Origin of the sequence: Aristaeella hokkaidonensis, assembly GCF_018128945.1 — a bacterium.
GTDB lineage: Bacteria > Bacillota > Clostridia > Christensenellales > Aristaeellaceae > Aristaeella > Aristaeella hokkaidonensis.
In genome coordinates, this window is record NZ_CP068393.1 from 1,630,690 (window position 1) to 1,649,729 (window position 19,040).

A 19,040-nucleotide genomic window follows, 5' to 3' on the forward strand; every position below is an offset into this window, starting at 1 on the left:
CTTTGGATTACGGAGTTTTGTTTTTTTCTATTGGATCAGTCGTCCTCCGGCCGGAGAACGATGTTTCCGTTCTCAATGCCTTCCACAACTGCCAAAGACTTAAGATGAATGCCGGACTCCCTCAGGGCTTTGCCGCCGGGCTGGAAACCCTTTTCAACAGCGATACCCACGCCGACGACTGTAGCTTTCTGCTGTTCGCACAGGCTCATCAGGCCGTGTACCGCCTGCCCGTCCGCCAGGAAATCGTCGATGATCAGTACTCTTGTACCTTCCGGCAGATATTGTTTTTCAATGCGGATAATGTTCTGTTTCTTATGGGTGAAAGAATAAACAGGTGCCTGAACCGTCTCGTCATTCTGCACCGCGGTCGCGCTCTTCTTGGCAAACACCACCGGGATGTCGCCCAGTGCGTGGGCCGCAGCCACAGCCATGGCAATGCCGCTTGCTTCCACAGTCAGCACAATTTCCGGTTTTTCATTCCTGAATTCGTCCGCCCATGCTTCGCCCATCTGGAACAGCAGGGCCGTATCGATCCGATGATTCAGGAACATATCCACTTTGACGATATCGTTCCCGATTCCCTTGCCTTTTTCCAGGATCATCCGGCGCAGTGCTTCCATGGTGCCTCCAAAAACACGAACATTCCCTCTTGGGATAGGCAAAATTATACGCCATTTAACCGCATAATTCAATGAAGATTATATGCCAAAAGTGTTACAATCTGTCCAAAATCCGAAGGAACCCTTATCCAGCCTCATTTCAGCAACTTTGTATACATTCATCTCCTTTTTCGTTCACTCTGCACCTCCACATATTATCAATTCAAAAACACAGCTTCCGGTTCCCGGAAGCTGTGTTGTCCGCCATTTTTAAGTTTTAAGTTATTGAGCAGTTGTCCAAATCTTGATTTGGGTAACAACTGCCATGCTACAGCCGTCCATTTCTGCGAGCTGTAGGCGACGAAGAAATGGAATACGGCGATCGCAAATTATTCATTACTTGATTGATCCCCAGGATCAATCAAGTTCCTTCTTCCCCGTGTACAGCTCATAGTACCTTCCCTTCATCTCCAGCAGATCGTCATGCGTTCCGCGTTCGATGATTTCGCCTTTCTCCAGTACCATGATGGCATTCGCGTTCCGGACTGTACTCAGCCGGTGGGCAATCACAAAGGTTGTCCGGTTCTTCATCAGCCGGTCCATACCATGTTCAATATGGCGCTCCGTACGGGTGTCAACACTGCTGGTTGCTTCGTCCAGCACCAGGATCGGTGCCTTGCTCACAGCTGCCCGGGCAATATTCAGCAGCTGGCGCTGGCCCTGGCTCAGGTTGGCGCCGTCGCCTTCCAGCATCGTGTCATAGCCGTTTTCCAGCCGCATGATGAAGCTGTGGGCACTGGCCAGCTTAGCCGCTTCCTCCACTTCCTCATCCGTGGCGTCCAGCCGGCCGTAGCGGATATTTTCTCTTACCGTACCGGTGAACAGGTGGGTATCCTGCAGTACCATGGCAATGTTCTTCCGCAGCCATTCCCTCGGATAATCCTTGATATCCTTCCCGTCAATGGTGATGATTCCCTCTTCGATATCATAGAAACGGTTCAGCAGATTCGTCACCGTGGTCTTGCCCGCGCCGGTGGAACCGACAAAAGCAATCTTCTGACCGGGATGGGCATACAGTGAGATGTCTTTCAGCACGATCTTATCCGGCACATAGCCGAAGGTCACATGCTCAACCACCACGTCGCCGCGGATTTCAGTCTCTTCGACGCCTTCCCTGTCCGGAACTTCCGGTTCCGCATCCATCACCGCGAAAACGCGTTCCGCTCCGGCCAGTGCCGCCAGGATGGTGGTCGCCTGCTGGGACATCTGGTTAATCGGCATGGAGAACTGCCGGCTGTATCCGGCAAAGACTGTCAGTGCGCCGGGAGTGAATCCGCCTGTGCACATCAGGATGCCGCCCACACCGATGGTCACCGCGTAGGTCACCTGGCCCACATTGCCCATCACCGGCCACATGATGCCGCCCCAGAACTGGGCGCCGAACTGTTTGTCCTTCAGGTCACCGTTCAGCAGGCCGAATTCTTCCTCGCACTCGCTCTCGTGGTTGAAAACCTTGATAACCTTTGCCCCGGTCACGGTCTCTTCGATATAGCCGTTCACCGCGCCCAGCGCCGCCTGCTGCCAGGCATAGTACTTAGCGCTCCTCTTCGCGATGATCATTCCGCCGAACAGGAACACCGGAATGAACAGGATCGTGATCAGCGTCAGGATCCAGCTCGTGGTAATCATGAAGATAAACGTACCGATCAGGGTGATCAGGCCGGACACCAGTCCCACCAGGGAGTTATTGATCATCGTATCGATGTTGTCAATATCGTTGGTGTAGCGGCTCATCAGTTCGCCGGTCGGATGTCCATCATAGTAGCGCACCGGCAGGCTCTGCATTTTCCTGAACAGGTCGTTCCGGATTGTCTCGATCACCTTCAGGGAAACAGACATCATCAGCCGCGCCTGCAGATAGGTGGTGCACACGCCCACCAGGTAGATGATAGCCAGTACAATCAGCGCAACCGCCACATAGGCGGACACTGCCTGGATCGTACCGGAAGCGATCCAGTTCTGCACCATTTCGCCTGCGGTAATCTTTGTCAGGATTCCATCCGCGATTTTCTCAATTGGGCTCATGGTAATCACTGTATCCGGATTCACCGCCAGTGCCAGGTGGTCGACGATCGGCGCCATCAGGTAACCGCCGCACAGGCTCGTTACCGTGGTCACCAGCATGCACAACAGCACCAGCACCAGCTTGTACCAGTACTGTCCCACATAACCCATCAGCCGGCGGATCGTCTGACCGGCATTCTTGGGCTTGCCTGTCATGCCGCGGCCGGGCGGGCCTCCGCGGGGTCCGCCTCCCATTTTCCGCATATCCCCGGGTTTGGCGGCGTATTGCTTTCTCAGTCTTTCAAGTGACCTTGCCATGCCTTACGCCCCCTTCTTTCCGAGCTGGGACTCTGCAATCTCACGATATTCGGTATTGGAGGCCAGCAGTTCGTCATGGGTGCCCACGCCGGTAATCCGGCCTTCGTTCATCACAATAATCTGATCCGCGTCCATCACGGAAGCAATCCGCTGGGCGATAATGATCTTTGTGCTTCCCGCCAGTTCATTGGAGAAAGCATTCCGGATCTGCGCTTCCGTCGCCGTATCCACAGCAGATGTGGAGTCATCCAGGATCAGGATCTTCGGTTTCTTCAGCAGGGCCCGTGCAATACAGAGCCGCTGCTTCTGGCCGCCGGACAGGTTGTTTCCGCCCTTGTCCAGATTGCTTTCATATCCGTCCGTAAAGGAAGAGACAAACTTGTCCGCCTGGGAGGATTTTGCCGCGGCGATCATTTCCTCATCTGTGGCATTCTCGTCACCCCAGCGCAGGTTTTCGGCCACGGTACCGGAGAACAGCACGTTCTTCTGCAGTACCATGCCCACGCCTTCGCGCAGGTTGTACAGGCTGTAATCCCTGACGTTCACTCCATCCACCAGGATTTCGCCTTCATCCGGATCATACAGTCGCGGAATCATGGAAACCAGCGTGCTCTTTCCGCAGCCGGTGGAACCGATGATTCCCACAATGGTGCCGGGTTCAATGGTCAGGCTGATATCCTCCAGCACGCTGTCCTCGCTGTGCTTGTAGTACCGGAAGGATACATGACGGAATTCAACGCTGCCTTCCTTCACAGTCAGGTCCTTCTGTTTTGCGTCGTCATCATTCAGGTCCGGTTCCTCTTCCAGCACTTCACGGATACGCTTGGCACTCGCCATGGCCCGGGAAGACATCATGAACAGGAAGGTAACCATGATCAGGGAGGACAGGATCTGAATCACATAGTTGACAAACGCGGACAGATCGCCAACGGCCATCTCGCCGTTCAGCACCAGCGCGTGGCCCTGCCAGGCTACCCCGATCACCGTGATATACATCATCAGTGTCGTGACCGGCTGCATCTGGATCACAATCCGCATGGCGCGCATCGCCGCATTTTTCAGGTCGCTGTTGGCTTTGCCGAATTTCTTGATTTCATCTTCTTCCCGTACAAAGGATTTCACCACCCGCACATTGGTGATGTTTTCCTGCACGGTGGAGTTCAGGCCGTCCACTTTGGCCTGCACTTCCTTGAAGCGCGGGAAAGCGGTCAGGATGTTTCCGCCTACAAACAGAAGCAGCGCTGGAATACTGACCCAGAAGATCGTCGCCAGGTCAGGCCGCAGGCGGATCGCCATGATCAGGCCGCCGATCATCATACCCGGGGCCCGCAGCGCCATCCGCATCAGCATTGCCACAAAGTTCTGCATCTGCGTCACGTCATTGGTCACCCGCGTCACAAGGGAACCGGTGGAAAACCGGTCAATATTGCCAAAAGAGAATCTCTGGATCTTGCTGTACAGATCGTTGCGGATATCGCCGGCAAAAGCAATACTGGCTTTGGAACTGAAATAACATCCGCCGATGCCGCCAGCCATCATGAAAACAGCGATCAGGATCATCAGTCCTGCCGTCCCGATGCTGGACCCGACCGTCAGCGTTCCCATATTCCCAGCGTTAATCACGCGTGCCAGAAGCATAGGCATCAGCACTTCACCGATGACTTCCACAATCATGCACAGCGGGCCGAGAATAAACCAGGCCTTGTAAGGCTTGATATATTTCATCCAGTGTCTCAAAAGGACATCTCCTTCCGGTACGTACAAATATATGTCGAAACCAATTTAGTCTTATCCCGCCCTGTTGTCAAGGCAGAATGATTCTTGCGCCTTGACAACAACTCTTCACTGCCCGCAGGGCAACTGTACACTCTTCACTCTTCACTATACACTCCGCCATCAGGCGGCATCTCCTCCCTCCTACTTCCTACCTCCTACCTATTTTTATTGTCTTTCTCTCGTTCTTATCATATAATCATCCTGTAACTGTATACTATTATGAATTTGAGCAGTTGTCCAAATCTTTGATTTGGGGCGAAGAGCCGATGACCGCCGGTGGCGGAAATCTCATCGGATCTGAGGTCAATCGAAAGGAAGCAAGCTCCACGGTGTGGAGTTGCGACCATTGAGATTGCGGAATACAACTGCCATGCTACAGCCGTCAAAGTACCAAAGGTACTTTGGTAACGGCGATCGCAATGAATTTTGAATTATGAATTCTTCCATGAAATCCGTATTCCTCATCATCAACCCCAACGCCGGCATGCGGCAGGCACGGCGTTTTCTGCCTGAAATGATTTCCCTGTTCAACCGGGCGGAATGGCTTTGTTCTGTTTATGTCACGGAAAAGCGCGGCGATGCCACAGACTTTGCCCGTCTTCACGGCGGAGAGACCGACCTGGTCGTTGCCTGCGGCGGAGATGGCACGCTGAATGAAGTCATCACCGGCCTGCTTCAGGGCAGTCATAAAACCCCGCTGGGATACATTCCCTGCGGCAGCACCAACGACTTTGCCAACGGCCTCGATCTGCCCCTGGAGCCGCTTCCCGCCTGCGATTCCATTATTTTCGGCCAGCCCCGCCTCCTGGATATCGGTCTTTTCGGTTCTGACCGGTACTTCAGTTACACCGCTTCCTTCGGAGCCTTCACAAGTGTTGCCTGGTCCACGCCCCAGAACGTGAAAAATGTGATCGGCCATGCCGCCTATATCCTGGAAGGCATTCGCTCCCTGGCGGACATTCATCCCATTCATATGAAGATCAATGCTGACGGCCGGAAATATGAGGATGATTACATCTTCGGTGCCGTGTGTAATTCCACTTCCCTGGGCGGTGTCCTGAAGCTGGATGACACCGAGGTCCACATGAGTGACGGTCTTTTTGAGGCGCTGCTCATTCCCTTCCCTCAGGACCTGCTTGCCCTGAACCGGATTATCACAGCTCTCCGGACCCGTCACTACGATGATCCTTCCCTGCTTTTCCTGCGGGCCTCCGTATTCACCTTCTCCGGCACGTCCGATGTTAAATGGACCCTGGACGGTGAAGAAGCGGAAGGCACATCCACAGTCGAGGTCCGCAATGTCCACAATGCCGTTACACTTCTCTGCAGATAAAAGCAGACAAAAACAAACGAAAAAAACCGGCGAAGCTTTCATCCTGCTTCGCCGGTTTTCTTCTTTTCTTATGCGCCGTAGCCGCGCTCAAAAGCGGTTTTGTTCATTTCCAGGAACTTCGGGTTGATGACCTTTTCAAGAGCCGCCAGCCACTTTTCCTTCGGGATTTCCGTGCACTTCGCGAAATGGCCCATCAGAACGATATTGACCGCCTTGGAGCTTCCTGCCTCCACCGCGGGTGTCAGCGCGTCAAAGTCATCAATATCGAATCCCTTGGCCTTCAGTTCTTCCAGTACGCCCGCCGGATATTCCGCAGCTCCGGTGATCACCGGCATCGGATCAATTTCCTGGGTGTTCACGATTATCTTGCCGCCCTTGCGCAGGCATCCCGCATAACGGGCAGCTTCCAGTTTTTCAAAGCTGATGATATAGTCGCACTCGCCTTCGGTTACGATGGGGCTGTACACCTTCTCGCCAAACCGCACATAGGTTACGACGCTGCCGCCGCGCTGGCTCATGCCGTGCACCTCGCTGACCTTTACATCATAGCCTTCATCCGTCAGCAGGGTTCCCAGCAGTCTGGAGGCCAGCAGGCTTCCCTGTCCGCCGACGCCTACGATCATTACACTCATTGTTCTCATTCGTTTTTACCTCCGATCGCGCCGAAGGCACACAGCTGTTCGCACACGCCGCAGCCTACACAAAGTGTCTTGTCAATCCGGGCTTTGCCTTCCTTAAAGCTGATGGACGGGCAGCCCATCTTCATGCACTTCTTGCATCCCCGGCACTTATCCATATCCACCTGCAGCGGTGTTTTCGGCTTCACATATTTCAGCAGTACGCAGGGCCGGCGGGAGATAATCACGCTCGGTTCCTCTACAGCCAGTTCTTCCAGCACTGCTTCTTCGCAGGCCTTCAGGTCATAGGGATCCACAACCCGCACCCGGTTGATGCCCAGTGCTTTGCACAGGGCTTCCAGGTTCACCTTTGCCGCCGGATCACCCTTGATGTTGTATCCGGTTGTGGGGTTCTGCTGGTGTCCGGTCATGCCGGTGATGGAGTTATCCAGGATAATCACGGTGGAATTGGTCGCGTTGTATGCGATGTTCACCAGTCCGGTCATACCGCTGTGCATGAAGGTACTGTCGCCGATCACGGCCACGGTCTTCTTTTCCGTTTCCTTGCCGCGGGCAGCGTTGAATCCGTGAATGCCGGAAATGCTGGCACCCATGCACAGGGTGGAATCCAGCGCGTTCAGCGGTGCAACCGCACCCAGCGTATAGCAGCCGATATCACCCAGCACGGTGATATGGTTCTTCACCAGCGTGTAATACATGCCGCGGTGCGGGCAGCCGGAGCACATCATCGGCGGGCGGCCGGGAACCGCGGGAGCGTCTCCCTGGGCTTCCGGAATATCCTTCACCGGATAGCCTTCCTTCAGGAAAGCTTCGCGGATCGTCTTCTGGCTGAACTCGCCGATGGCGGAGAACAGGCTCTTGCCGGTTACGGCAATGCCCAGTGCCTTCACATGGTTTTCGATCACCGGATCCAGCTCTTCAATCACATAAAGCTTCTTCACCTGTGCCGCAAAGTCCCGGATCATCTTCTCCGGCAGCGGATTGGGCATGCCGATCTTCAGCACGCTCACGTCGTCACCGAAGACTTCCTTCACATACAGATAGCTGCAGCCGGAAGTGATAATGCCGATCTCGCGGTTGTCCGCCAGCTCGACCTTGTTATACATACAGTCTTCCGCCAGCGCCTTCAGCTTCTCTGTCCGTTCTTCCACAATGGGATGGCGCTGCTTGGCATAGCCGGGCATCATAATATACTTGGAAGGCTGCTTCACATATTCCTTCAGCGGCACTTCTTCCCGCTCGCCGATGTCCACCACGCACTGGCTGTGAGCGATGCGCGTGCACATCCGGAGCAGTACCGGCGTGTCATATTTTTCGCTCAGTTCAAAAGCGGAACGGGCAAATGCATAAGCTTCCGCGGAATCGGAAGGCTCCAGCATCGGCACCTTCGCCGCAATGGCATAATGCCGGGAATCCTGCTCGTTCTGGCTGGAATGCATCGCCGGATCGTCCGCCACGCACACCACCATACCGCCGGTCACGCCCGTATAGCTCAGCGTGAACAGCGGATCAGCCGCCACGTTCAGTCCCACGTGCTTCATGGCGCAGACGCTCCGCATCCCCGCCAGGCTCGCACCGAAAGCCGCTTCCATAGCCACTTTCTCATTCGGCGCCCACTCGCTGTGGATATCATCATGCTTGGCAAGGAATTCCGTGATCTCCGTACTCGGAGTACCCGGATAACTGCTCACCAGGCCGATTCCGCCGTTGTAAAGGCCCCAGGCCACTGCTTCATTACCAATTAACAGTTTCTTCATGACATGCCATCCTCAACCATTAATTCTTCATTTTTCATTCTTCATTGTTGATTCTCTGAATCGCTTAACTGCGGTTCTGAGAATCAACCAGCCCTTCTCCGCCGTACATCCGGCGAAGCTTGGGCTTTTCAATCTTCCCTGTCGCGTTCCGCGGCACGGGAGCCAGGATGATCTTCCTCGGCCGCTTATACCGCGGCATGCCCAGGCAGAACTCCTGGATATCTTCCACCGTGGCGGTACTGCCCGGCACCAGTTCCACAATCGCCGCGGCAATTTCGCCCAGGCGTGCGTCCGGGAGACCGATCACGGCCACGTCCTTGATCGGCGGATAGGCCGCCATAAAGTTCTCAATTTCAACAGGATACAGGTTCTCACCGCCGGTGATAACCACGTCCTTTTTCCGGTCCACCAGGTAGATGAAGCCTTCTTCATCCTGCCGCGCCATATCGCCCGTCAGCAGCCAGCCGTCTTTCAGCGTCTCAGCCGTTGCCTGGGGGTTGTTGTAGTAGCAGACCATTACGCCAGGTCCTTTCAGGCACAGTTCACCGACTTCACCCGGTGCCACTTCCGTGCCGTCCGGACGGATAATCTTCGTCTCCCAGCCGTATCCGGGAATGCCGATTGCACCGACCTTGCGGACGTTCTCAATGCCCAGGTGTACCGCGCCGGGACCGATGGACTCGCTCAGGCCGTAGTTGGTGTCATACTGATGGTTCGGGAAATATTCCAGCCAGCGGTGGATCAGGCTCTGGGGCACCGGCTGCGCGCCGATATGCATCAGCCGCCACTGATCCAGTTTATAGTCAGACAGTTTCAGTTCTCCGCTGTCCAGCGCCGTCAGCACGTCCTGTGCCCACGGAACCAGCAGCCACACAATTGTGCACTGTTCGCTGCTGACTGCCTCCAAGATTGTCTGGGGGCGGGTACCCTTCAGGATCACTGCTTTGCCGCCGGAGATCAGGCTGCCGAACCAGTGCATCTTCGCGCCGGTGTGATACAGCGGCGGAATGCACAGGAAACAGTCATTCTTCGTCTGACCGTGATGGGCCTGCTCCACCCGTGCGGAATGGATCAGGCTGCGATGCTTATGCAGGATCGCCTTCGGAAAGCCGGTGGTGCCGGAAGAGAAGTAGATCGCAGCGTCGTCATCCTCTGTCAGGTCGCACTTCGGGAAGCTGGAACTGCTCTCGTTGATCAGTTCCATCAGGTCATCCGCAAAGCTCGGGCAGCCGGGGCCTTCAAACACCAGTGCCACATGGGGAATCTTGTCTGCTATTTCTTCAATACGGCCGATGAATTCCGGTCCGAAAATGAGCATATTGCTTTCGGACAGGTTCAGGCAGTACTCAATTTCATTGGATGCATAGCGGAAGTTCATGGGAACCACCACCGCGCCGGTCTTCAGGATACCGAAGTAGATCGGAAGCCAGTCAATGCAGTTCATCATCAGGATGGCAACCTTCTTGCCCTTGCCGATGCCGTGGCTCCGGAGCATATTGGCCACCCGGTTGGCCTTTTCATCAAAAACCGCCCAGGTAATTTCCCGGCGGTAGTGCTTCTGTTTTGCGCTGGGTTCCACCAGTTCAAAATCGTGCCAGGTAACCCGTCTGGTTTCAGGCTGATCGGGGTTAATCTCAACCAGTGCGGTATCGTCAGGCCATTCTCTGGCATTTCTTTCCAACAATTCAATAATGGTCATAAGTGTTAAATCCCCTTGTCTTTTTGCACATACTGAAATCTCATCCTCAAAAAACGGGCGTCCGCCATATTCATGAGAATGAGAATCCTGTAATTGTGAATTATGAATTATGAATTATGAAATGTCAATTAAAGTCCATGAAAAGAACAGAAGGTTCCATCCTGTCCGCCCATTCCGGAAGACTGGTCAGGCGGATGATCTCTCCTGTAATCGGGTGCCGCAGTTCCACCATGGCGCTGTGCAGGGCAAAGCAGCCCGGAAACTCTGCCGGCTGCTCCTGCCCGTAAAGGAAATCGCCCCTCACCGGGCATCCGATATGGCTCAGGTGCACCCGGATCTGATGTGTTCTGCCTGTTTCCAGTTCCAGCAGGATCAGCGCACCTTTACCCTGTTCCTTCAGCACCCTGTATCGGGTCCTGGAGGGTTTCCCGTCAGGACTGATCATCCGCTTGATGGTCGCACCCAGCACCTTGTCAATCGGGAAGTCCAGAATGCCTTCCTTTTCAGCCGGCATTCCGTCTGTCAACGCCAGATAGCGTCTCCTGAATGCCGGTGTATGCAGTTCCCGCTGCAGGAGATGCTGCGTATGCGGTGTCTTGGCAACAACCATCAGCCCGCCTGTCCCTTTGTCCAGCCGGTTTACCGGGCGGTATACAAAGTTTTCCGGGCACCCGAAATAGGAATATACTGCGTTTTCAAGCGAATCATCCGGATGGTTCCGGCTGCTCTGGCTGGCAATCCCTCCTGGTTTCGCCACAACCATCAGATGTTCATCCTCATAGGGAATCTCCAGCGGCAGCTCAAACGGATTCAGCTGATAAACCGGAACATCCTCTTCCCATTCTATGCTGATCAGATCGCCTTCCGCCACTTTCGCGTCCGCGCGAACCGGTTCTCCGTTCATCCGGATCCGGCCGTTCCATTTGGCGCTCTTCATCGCAGAATAGCTTACACCCATGGATCGCCTCAGGATATCGCGAACCTTTCTTCCGGTTTCTTCCGGTCCGACCCGGTACTCCATTCCCCCGCTCCTCACTTTGTTTCCCTATGCGTACTGAATAATCCGCACTGTTCGAGGACAGCATAATAATGAATTATGAATTGTTTTTCCTTCCGATTTTTTCGTAGGCCGGAAATACTCTCGGATATACTCCCAGAAGCACAAACAGCATAATGGCATATCGCGCGGAACGGATCAGGTTTGCTCCCAGCGTTCCGCTGTTCAGCCATTCCTTGTCAAAAGGCAGCTTCAGCACGGTGTTCATCGCCGCGTATACCGCAAAGGCACCGGCCACCCGCAGGATCATCGCCCATACATTCTTCGTATCCTGGAAGTTGATATACTTCTTTTCATAGGGGAAAACCGTTACCATGCCGATCAGCAGTCCCAGGGAAGTGAAATAATCCCGGCTTGTACACCAGAAGATTCCGGGCATGGTCACCGTCAGCAGGATCAGGCTGCGAACCCATTCCTTCTTCACTTTCTTTTCCAGCAGCATGCTGAATCCAAGTGCTGCCAGGCCCACCAGCCATCCAGCCAGCACGTCCGTGGGGTAATGCACTCCGACATCAAAACGGCTCACGCCGATCAGCAGCGGCACAATCACCGCCAGCCACCACATCCACTTTTTCCGGATTTCCCGGGCAATACTTCCGTACATTGCCACCGCATTCGCGCTGTGGCCGCTGGGAAATGAATATCCCTGCTGGATAATATCCAGGGGATCTGCGTCCTCCTGGACAACCGTCAGGGCTTCAATGCGTTCAGGATGCGCCATGTACGGCCTGATCCGCAGCACAATGTTTTTGATCATCGGAAACCACATGCTGGCCGCTACCATCGTAAAGCCGCAGCGTTTTCCCGATTCTTTTTTGTAGCAAAACAAAACGACCAGCAGCACCAGCAGCATCACGGTTTCCCCGCCGATAAACGTTACCGCTTTGGCTATCGCCTGCCCGGCTGATCCGATGGTTTTCTGCAGCCACTCAATCAGGTCTACTTCCCAGTCAAAATAGAAAACATTGCCCATGTTGTCTCAACTCCGATCCGTAATATTATATCTGATTTGCTTATTTACCGCAACAAAAAGCCCTTGACGAGGCACACCTCTCATGGTAATATAATCGGGCTGGTTAGCTCTGGAGCGATGGCCGAGCGGTTGAAGGCGCTGGTCTTGAAAACCAGTGATACCGAAAGGTACCGGGGGTTCGAATCCCTCTCGCTCCGCCAGCCTTGACATGGAGAAGTACCCAAGTGGCCGAAGGGGCTCCCCTGCTAAGGGAGTAGGATCCGTTGAGGGTCGCCCGGGTTCAAATCCCGGCTTCTCCGCTTTTAAACCCTAGGAAAAAAAATGTTCCTAGGGTTTTACTATGCCTCAATTACCCAACCGCACCCCAACGTGCAAAAAAATGGACTCCACTTTCATGCGAAAATGAAGCCCATAAATAAAAAAATACAGGTTCTGAATATAAGCCTGCATCCTGCCGGCTGAGTTTCAATCCATGAGAGTACATCTTTGACGACGTGCCGGATGAACCGTATCGTTTTGAATGGAAAGAGGCTTTGTTCTTCGTGGGCGGCTTTGCCCACAGACCCAATTTGTAAGCGGTTCAATGGCTCGTTTTCGAAATCATGCCGAAGCTACGAAAAATAACACCGGACATCCAGCTTCATATCGCCGGCAGCAAAATGCCAAATAAAGCAATAGAATTGAATGGGAAGAACGGCATTGTGATCGAAAGAGCTGCGTCGGATGGACAGCTAAACGAGTTGTACAGACTGTGCCGCATGACGGCGGTGCTACTACGCTATGGCGAAAGCATGTATCATGGTCTGCCGCTGGTTACCATCTCTTGCGGGACAATGGGCAGGGAAATGTGATTACCATAAATACCTGTCATTCGTTGATGCTCGGGAGAAAAACGATCGCAGCAACGAGGTTGGAAGGTTTGATCGTGATTGATACAGAGGATATTTTGCTGGTCTGTAATGGAAAAAACACGGAAGGAATCAAAACAGTGCTGGAAAAGCTGAGAAAAAGGGAGATATGGCTCATCTGTAACGCAAGTGAACCGCAAACTGTAAAATGAGGAAAGAGAGTCTGTTTATCATGAAGAGTACAGAGAAAGAAAAAACGGTTTATTTTCGAGACTTTTTCACTCGTTATCAATCAGCGATAGCGATGATAATAGGACTTACTGTGATCGTGTACCTTGGCATGTACAATATGGCAAAGAACACATCCCTGCGAATCGTGGGCGATGAATTTGGGTATTGGACAGCCGGAGCAACCTTTGTCGGAATTGATTGGAAAAGTGTCGCGTCATATAATGGTTATTTTGGTTATGGTTACGGAATTATCCTGGCGCCGATATTGAAACTCGGAGTATCTCAAACATTAAAGTACCAGATTGCAATTGGTGCTAATATTTTCATGTTGGCATGTATATATACTTTGATTTATCGTACTTTAAAAAATACAAAGTGCCAACCGATCCAAGCGATGTTCATCGCCTTAGTCAGTACCCTTTATTCTGGCAATCTTGTGTATACACAATTTACAATGGCAGAGACTTTTATTCTTTTTCTTTATACATTATTAACAATGTCATTTATTGCGTATATAAAAAAACAGAAAGTGGCCTATGCCATTTTACTTCTTATAATTATTGCTATTTTACTTGCAGCACATAAAAGAACAATTGCGCTCGTTCCCGTATTGGTTCTCTTCTTTATTTCGCTCAACTTAAAAAGGAAAAACTATCGTGCATTGGCCGCTTTTGTTTTGTCAGCAATTCTATTGGCTGCTTCCTACTATGTCCTTACAAAATTGTATCAGGCAGCAATACATTTAAATAATCCAAGTAAAAATCAACTCTCTGGCCAAATTGGAAAGATAAAAGAATTATTTACGGCGGAGGGCGTCGTGAAATTCTTTATTGGATTCTTAGGAAAAACGGCGTATTCCGGGTTAGCATCGTTTTCGATTATTTTCGTTGCTGCCATACGAGTTGTAAAGAATACTTATACTGAAAAAAAAGCTGGAAAAATACGTATTATTACAATATTGGGACTATATTTGCTTTTCAATTTATTTGCGATGGAAGCAATATCAGCTGCCTTTTTATTAAATTTTTCTGGTAGAAGTGATTTTCTGACATATGGACGATATCATGACTTCACCATTAGTGTTTTAATTGCGTATGAACTTTACATAGGACTTGTTAAGCGTGAGAAATTGAATTTTTTACAGATTCTATTCTCTGTTTTTTCGTCAGTTGCATCCATATTTTTTACAATATACATACTGCCCCCGCAGAATTCAGATGGGCATATAAGCGTCAATTGCCCGGGTATTTCCCTTTTCCTGGAAAGGCGTGAACTTTTGTTCGTTCTGTTATTGATCAATATTTTCGTCCTGTGTATTTATGCGATACTAAACGCCAATTTGTATTCTCTTTCAGAAAAGGGAAAGAACAAATCTAAAGCCTGCGTGGTAGCTTGTATATTGAGCGCTTTATTCGTATATATGGCATTTACGTCCCTCAATAGTACGTACTCCTGGTCTGTTGAAGGATGCGCAAATGAAGAAAAACTCGCCAAGCAGATACAGCAGGATCAGTCGATTGAAAAAATATATTACTATGTGCCTGATGATGAATATATCATCGAGCACATGCAGTTTTTACTGATTGAAAAACCAATTATATGTTTTACTGATAAGAATATCTTATCATCATTGGGCGATAATGACATTGTATTAACAACGCACGATTCACAGTTGATTTCAGGGCACTATCTCGATGAATATAAAATATGGGGCAGTTCTTCCTATGTAAAAGCTTGGAGAAGCAATAAAACGGAGACAGATCTCCTGAAAAAAAACAACCTGGAAGGCGTCATTGATTATACAAATATCAATATATATGAGGATAGAATTGGTTTTACCGGGAATGGATCTATATCCTTGCAAACCAATACTTCCGCTCCTTTCACCTGTTTTTCGTTTGAAATGGATCTATGTGTGCAAGACCAGGCTTCATTTGGGAAGGCGGACGTTTTAAATAAATATGTTTATTGGCAGAATGAAATGAGCATCATATTCGGCTTGAAGGAAAAAATGAGTTTTATTGGTATTACGAATGATGGCGTGAATTCTTTTTCCTCATGGTTTGACAACAGTCTGATTAACGATGGAAATGACCACCATGTGTATTATCAATTTAATCGAGGGAAAGGTATCCTTGAAATTGACGGAGTTAAAGTGATAAGTACTACTTATCCTTTCACAACAATGTATAACTCACCTGATACGTTATTATCCTTGGGTGAAGGTCTGACTGGATGGATAAAAAACTTTACCTATTCATTTGAAACAATAAGCGATCAGTAAAAAACAATGCAGCAAACTCGCACCAAAGTATCCTATGTACAATAAATAAGGCAGCACAAAAAATGTAAAGGACGTATCTCATATGAAACTCATCATCCAAATTCCCTGCTACAACGAAGCGGAAACCCTGGAAATTGCCCTGAACGACCTGCCCAGGCACATTGACGGCATTGACACAATTGAATATCTCATCGTTAACGATGGTAGCTGCGACGACACCGTGAAAGTGGCCAGGCGCTTGGGCGTGCATTATGTGGTGAACTTCACCAAGAACCGGGGCCTGGCCAAGGGCTTCATGGCGGGCCTGGATGCCTGCCTGCGCAACGGGGCGGACATCATCGTGAATACCGACGCAGACAACCAGTATTGCGGAGACGATATCGAAACCATCGTTCGGCCCATTCTGGAAGGAAAGAGCGACATCGTCATCGGCGAGCGGCCCATTGACCATACGGAACATTTTTCGCCCCTAAAAAAGAAATTGCAGCACTTCGGCTCATGGGTGGTACGCCGCGTGTCCAAGTCGGACATTCCAGACGCTCCCAGCGGCTTCCGCGCTTTCAGCCGGGAGGCGGCCCTGCGTCTGAACGTGACCAACGAATATACCTATACCCTGGAGACCATCGTGCAGGCTGGCCGCGAGCGTATCCCCATGACCTCCGTGCCTATCCACACCAACGGCGAACTGCGGCCCAGCCGTCTGTTCAACAGTATGCTGGGCTATGTAAAAAAATCCATGCTTACTATCCTGCGGGCTTATGTGCTGTATAAGCCATTGACGTTCTTCACAGTCCTGGGCTCCATTCCCTTTGGCCTCGGCGTGATCCTGGGTATCCGCTTTCTGGTGTTCCTGTTCCAGGGACATTCTGCCGGTCATATCCAATCCCTGATCCTGGCCAGCACCTTGCTTATGATGGGCTTTATGACCTACGTGGTGGGAATCCTCAGCGATACCATCGCCGCCGAACGTAAAATCTTGGAGGATGTGCAGTATCACGCCAGGAAGGCGGATTATGCTGCAGCAAAAATCGAGGAAGAAGAGGAACCGAACAGGAAGATTTCCTAATGAACATAGTTATTCCATGGCGAAGGTGAAAGTATGGCGAAAGAAAAGATCGTTTTGATCGGCCCCGTATATCCTTACAAAGGCGGGATTTCCCACTACACAGGGCAAATGTATCGGGCGTTGGCGAAAAAATACGAGGTGGAGCTTGTGTCATACAAAATGCAGTATCCCAGAATTTTGTTTCATAAGGAACAGAAGGATTACTCCAATGACACATTTAAGATTGATAAAGCTCAGTTTTTGATCAATACCGCCCATCCTTTCAATTGGTTCTGTACCGCAAACAGGATCAACCGCCTGAAACCCGCTGCGGTGATTATCCAGTGGTGGCATCCATACTTTGCTCCCTGCTATCAAGTGCTGTGCCGCATGATCAAAGCAAAAAAAATATTTGTTTGCCATAATGTGTTTCCGCATGAGCGTTTTCCGATGGATCGTCTACTTGCCCAGCGCACATTAAAAAAAGGCGACGCGTTCATTGTGCAGTCAAAAATGGATGAGGATGATTTGAAAACGATCATCAGGAATCCAATCTGCCAACGCACTGTCCACCCGACTTACAACGCTTTCCGTTTCCACGAATTGACAAAGCTGGAGGCGCGGGAAAAACTAGGTCTGTCCGCGGATAAAAAAATCCTTTTATTCTTTGGCTTTGTGCGGGAATACAAAGGCCTGAAATATTTGATTCAGGCCATACCCCGCGTGGTCAGCCGCCATAAGGATGTGGAACTGCTTATTGCGGGAGATTTTGGAGAAGATCAGGCAGCGTATATGCAGCTGATTCAGGAAACAGGGGTTTCAGACCATATCTGTGTACAGAAAGGCTATATGCCAGACAGCGAAGTGGAAAACTACTTCTTTGCTTCCGATCTTGTTGTTCTTCCGTATATCAGCGCTACCCAAAGCGGGGTCATTCAAATGGCATTCGGTTTTGAAAGGCCTGTTATATCCACCAATGTGGGCGGGCTGCCGGACGTGGTTACGGATGGAAAAACCGGTTATCTGGTGGAGCCGGAAAACGAGAAGGAACTGGCAGACGCCGTGATCCGGTTCTTTGAAGAAAACAAGGAAGCCGAGTTCACAGAAAATATCCGGAAAGAAGCATACCGTTTTTCCTGGGACAGGATGACGGAAATTATTGATTCATTGATGTAACGTATACAGCGTGAATAGATTGTTTTTCAGGCAATAAGGTGTTTGTATGGAGGAAGAAGCAGTGAATAAAGCCATCAATTTGATTTACTTAAGTCCAAAACACGATGGTGGAAAGGATCAGGTCGCGCTGAATTTACTGAAAGGACTGCAAGATAACGGCACGGCGGATCAATATGAGGTCATTTGTTGGGATTATTCTGTGAAGACACTGCGTCATTTGGCGCCGGATGCTCAATACCGGGTTTTGAAAAGCAAAAGAAGGCTTGGAGACAATGCGCTTCATATGCTTCAAACGATGTATATCAACACATTGAAGTTACGAAAAATCATCAAAGAGGATCATATTCAGGTTCTGTTTCACATTCGATACATCAATGGACTTTTTAAACTACCGACAAAAACCGTCATGATTCCACACGACATTAGGGATATAACCCATCGTGTATTGGGGGCAGAAAAAGTACCGTATTACAAATATTTTATATATAAAATAATATATGCATTTGATTTTAAACACGCAGACGCCATCATTGCCATTTCAAATTTTGACAAGCAGGAAATCACATCATTCTATCCGCAATACGCCAAGAAAGTGAAAATGATTTACAACCCGATTATAACAGATTCGTATCATCCCAAAGAAAATAATGCTAAAAAATATATCTGCGCAATTAACTGCCAGTACAGCCATAAGAATACTATTACTTTAATAAAAGCGTTTGAAATCATCAAGGAAAAAATACCTTATCAGCTTGTGCTGATTGGAAATATACCGCCACGGGTACAATACCTGAAGGAGTACGTTGAACAACATGGTCTTGAGCGGGTCGTGCATTTTACCGGATTCATCAGCGATGAGAAAATCGATGAAATTCTTTCGCAAACAGCACTCTATGTCAATCCTTCACTTTTTGAGGGATTTGGCATGACAGCTGTGGAAGCCATGATTAAAAAAATACCTGCGCTTGTTTCCGATATTCCAGTCAATCGCGAGGTTACCTTTGGATTTGCGCAATATTACGACGATCTTCAAAATCCAGAAGCATTGGCAAAGGCAATCATGGATTGCCTGGATGATCCTCCGACTGAAAAAGCGCTGGAACAGACGAGCGAAAAGCTGCGGTATACTTTTCATTATCGAAAAATTGCCGAGGAGTATCATTCCTTTTTCTTGTCATGCATTGAGCAATAAGATGATTTATAACACAAATTACACATGAAAATATTACATTTTTATGTAAG

The 19,040-nt window shown here is 50.2% G+C and carries 16 protein-coding genes and 2 tRNA genes; 9 read left to right on the forward strand and 9 right to left on the reverse strand.

The features are described from left to right. Positions 1–35: 35 nt before the first annotated feature. From JYE49_RS07455 to JYE49_RS07465, 3 genes are all read right to left on the reverse strand, one after another. Positions 36–620, reverse strand: coding sequence for a xanthine phosphoribosyltransferase (locus JYE49_RS07455; RefSeq protein ID WP_093958194.1), 585 nt, complete (start codon positions 618–620; stop codon positions 36–38). Between the two features lie 396 nt (positions 621–1,016). Further along, positions 1,017–2,981, reverse strand: a complete 1,965-nt coding sequence (locus JYE49_RS07460; protein ID WP_093958195.1) for an ABC transporter ATP-binding protein — start codon at positions 2,979–2,981, stop codon at positions 1,017–1,019. A 3-nt stretch (positions 2,982–2,984) separates the two neighbouring features. Continuing rightward, on the reverse strand, positions 2,985–4,706 hold the full coding sequence (locus JYE49_RS07465) for an ABC transporter ATP-binding protein (RefSeq protein ID WP_304583319.1): 1,722 nt from the start codon (positions 4,704–4,706) through the stop codon (positions 2,985–2,987). Positions 4,707–5,202: 496 nt separating this feature from the next. Here JYE49_RS07465 and JYE49_RS07470 point away from each other — a divergent pair, with 496 nt between their 5' ends. Next, positions 5,203–6,090, forward strand: coding sequence for a diacylglycerol/lipid kinase family protein (locus JYE49_RS07470; RefSeq protein WP_179217421.1), 888 nt, complete (start codon positions 5,203–5,205; stop codon positions 6,088–6,090). A 68-nt stretch (positions 6,091–6,158) separates the two neighbouring features. Here JYE49_RS07470 and JYE49_RS07475 read toward each other — a convergent pair whose 3' ends face one another. From JYE49_RS07475 to JYE49_RS07495, 5 genes are all read right to left on the reverse strand, one after another. Continuing rightward, a complete protein-coding gene (locus JYE49_RS07475) occupies positions 6,159–6,731 on the reverse strand; it encodes an indolepyruvate oxidoreductase subunit beta (protein WP_093958198.1) in 573 nt (190 codons plus the stop codon). Beyond that, positions 6,728–8,485: an indolepyruvate ferredoxin oxidoreductase subunit alpha gene (iorA, locus tag JYE49_RS07480; protein ID WP_093958199.1), complete on the reverse strand. Its 1,758-nt coding sequence runs from the start codon at positions 8,483–8,485 to the stop codon at positions 6,728–6,730. The genes JYE49_RS07475 and iorA overlap by 4 nt, the downstream gene beginning before the upstream one ends. A gap of 64 nt (positions 8,486–8,549) precedes the next feature. Next, positions 8,550–10,184: a class I adenylate-forming enzyme family protein gene (locus JYE49_RS07485; protein WP_093958200.1), complete on the reverse strand. Its 1,635-nt coding sequence runs from the start codon at positions 10,182–10,184 to the stop codon at positions 8,550–8,552. Positions 10,185–10,308: 124 nt separating this feature from the next. Then, positions 10,309–11,205, reverse strand: coding sequence for an RluA family pseudouridine synthase (locus JYE49_RS07490; RefSeq protein ID WP_093958201.1), 897 nt, complete (start codon positions 11,203–11,205; stop codon positions 10,309–10,311). A 73-nt stretch (positions 11,206–11,278) separates the two neighbouring features. Continuing rightward, complete coding sequence (locus JYE49_RS07495) at positions 11,279–12,214, reverse strand: phosphatase PAP2 family protein (RefSeq protein WP_304583320.1); 936 nt, start codon at positions 12,212–12,214, stop codon at positions 11,279–11,281. A 111-nt stretch (positions 12,215–12,325) separates the two neighbouring features. On the opposite strand from JYE49_RS07495, the gene JYE49_RS07500 reads away from it, so the two are divergent. The 6 genes from JYE49_RS07500 (at position 12,326) to JYE49_RS07525 (ending at position 16,643) form a co-directional block, all read left to right on the forward strand. Then, positions 12,326–12,414 (forward strand) — tRNA-Ser (locus JYE49_RS07500). Positions 12,415–12,424: 10 nt separating this feature from the next. Next, positions 12,425–12,513, forward strand: a tRNA-Ser gene (locus JYE49_RS07505). A gap of 402 nt (positions 12,514–12,915) precedes the next feature. Beyond that, positions 12,916–13,065 carry a hypothetical protein gene (locus tag JYE49_RS15215; RefSeq protein WP_179217422.1) on the forward strand — a complete coding sequence of 50 codons (150 nt, stop codon included), beginning with the start codon at positions 12,916–12,918 and terminating at the stop codon, positions 13,063–13,065. 26 nt (positions 13,066–13,091) lie between these two features. Further along, positions 13,092–13,274 (forward strand): hypothetical protein, encoded by a 183-nt coding sequence (locus tag JYE49_RS07515; protein WP_430384038.1) that lies wholly within the window; start codon positions 13,092–13,094, stop codon positions 13,272–13,274. A 20-nt stretch (positions 13,275–13,294) separates the two neighbouring features. Further along, positions 13,295–15,577 (forward strand): hypothetical protein, encoded by a 2,283-nt coding sequence (locus tag JYE49_RS07520; RefSeq protein ID WP_143754541.1) that lies wholly within the window; start codon positions 13,295–13,297, stop codon positions 15,575–15,577. Between the two features lie 82 nt (positions 15,578–15,659). Further along, the gene (locus JYE49_RS07525) at positions 15,660–16,643 is read left to right on the forward strand and encodes a glycosyltransferase family 2 protein (protein ID WP_093958205.1); all 984 of its coding nucleotides are present in this window, start codon (positions 15,660–15,662) and stop codon (positions 16,641–16,643) included. A gap of 150 nt (positions 16,644–16,793) precedes the next feature. Here the strand turns inward: JYE49_RS07525 and JYE49_RS07530 are convergent, their stop codons facing one another. Then, positions 16,794–17,045, reverse strand: coding sequence for a hypothetical protein (locus tag JYE49_RS07530; protein ID WP_283399455.1), 252 nt, complete (start codon positions 17,043–17,045; stop codon positions 16,794–16,796). Between the two features lie 27 nt (positions 17,046–17,072). On the opposite strand from JYE49_RS07530, the gene JYE49_RS07535 reads away from it, so the two are divergent. Beyond that, the gene (locus JYE49_RS07535) at positions 17,073–17,798 is read left to right on the forward strand and encodes a glycosyltransferase family 4 protein (protein ID WP_283399456.1); all 726 of its coding nucleotides are present in this window, start codon (positions 17,073–17,075) and stop codon (positions 17,796–17,798) included. A 46-nt stretch (positions 17,799–17,844) separates the two neighbouring features. After that, positions 17,845–18,990, forward strand: a complete 1,146-nt coding sequence (locus JYE49_RS07540) for a glycosyltransferase family 4 protein (protein WP_093958207.1) — start codon at positions 17,845–17,847, stop codon at positions 18,988–18,990. The last annotated feature ends 50 nt before the right edge of the window (positions 18,991–19,040 follow it).

Excerpts from the sequence above, each read along its gene's own strand:
- JYE49_RS07455 (WP_093958194.1), bottom strand. The coding sequence starts at position 620 with ATGGAAGCACTGCGCCGGATGATCCTGGAAAAAGGCAAGGGAATCGGG.
- JYE49_RS07460 (WP_093958195.1), bottom strand. The coding sequence starts at position 2,981 with ATGGCAAGGTCACTTGAAAGACTGAGAAAGCAATACGCCGCCAAACCC.
- JYE49_RS07465 (WP_304583319.1), bottom strand. The coding sequence starts at position 4,706 with ATGAAATATATCAAGCCTTACAAGGCCTGGTTTATTCTCGGCCCGCTG.
- JYE49_RS07470 (WP_179217421.1), top strand. The coding sequence starts at position 5,203 with ATGAAATCCGTATTCCTCATCATCAACCCCAACGCCGGCATGCGGCAG.
- JYE49_RS07475 (WP_093958198.1), bottom strand. The coding sequence starts at position 6,731 with ATGAGAACAATGAGTGTAATGATCGTAGGCGTCGGCGGACAGGGAAGC.
- iorA (WP_093958199.1), bottom strand. The coding sequence starts at position 8,485 with ATGAAGAAACTGTTAATTGGTAATGAAGCAGTGGCCTGGGGCCTTTAC.
- JYE49_RS07485 (WP_093958200.1), bottom strand. The coding sequence starts at position 10,184 with ATGACCATTATTGAATTGTTGGAAAGAAATGCCAGAGAATGGCCTGAC.
- JYE49_RS07490 (WP_093958201.1), bottom strand. The coding sequence starts at position 11,205 with ATGGAGTACCGGGTCGGACCGGAAGAAACCGGAAGAAAGGTTCGCGAT.
- JYE49_RS07495 (WP_304583320.1), bottom strand. The coding sequence starts at position 12,214 with ATGGGCAATGTTTTCTATTTTGACTGGGAAGTAGACCTGATTGAGTGG.
- JYE49_RS07515 (WP_430384038.1), top strand. The coding sequence starts at position 13,092 with ATGCTCGGGAGAAAAACGATCGCAGCAACGAGGTTGGAAGGTTTGATC.
- JYE49_RS07520 (WP_143754541.1), top strand. The coding sequence starts at position 13,295 with ATGAAGAGTACAGAGAAAGAAAAAACGGTTTATTTTCGAGACTTTTTC.
- JYE49_RS07525 (WP_093958205.1), top strand. The coding sequence starts at position 15,660 with ATGAAACTCATCATCCAAATTCCCTGCTACAACGAAGCGGAAACCCTG.
- JYE49_RS07530 (WP_283399455.1), bottom strand. The coding sequence starts at position 17,045 with ATGGCAAACAAATATTTTTTTTGCTTTGATCATGCGGCACAGCACTTG.
- JYE49_RS07535 (WP_283399456.1), top strand. The coding sequence starts at position 17,073 with ATGGATCGTCTACTTGCCCAGCGCACATTAAAAAAAGGCGACGCGTTC.
- JYE49_RS07540 (WP_093958207.1), top strand. The coding sequence starts at position 17,845 with ATGGAGGAAGAAGCAGTGAATAAAGCCATCAATTTGATTTACTTAAGT.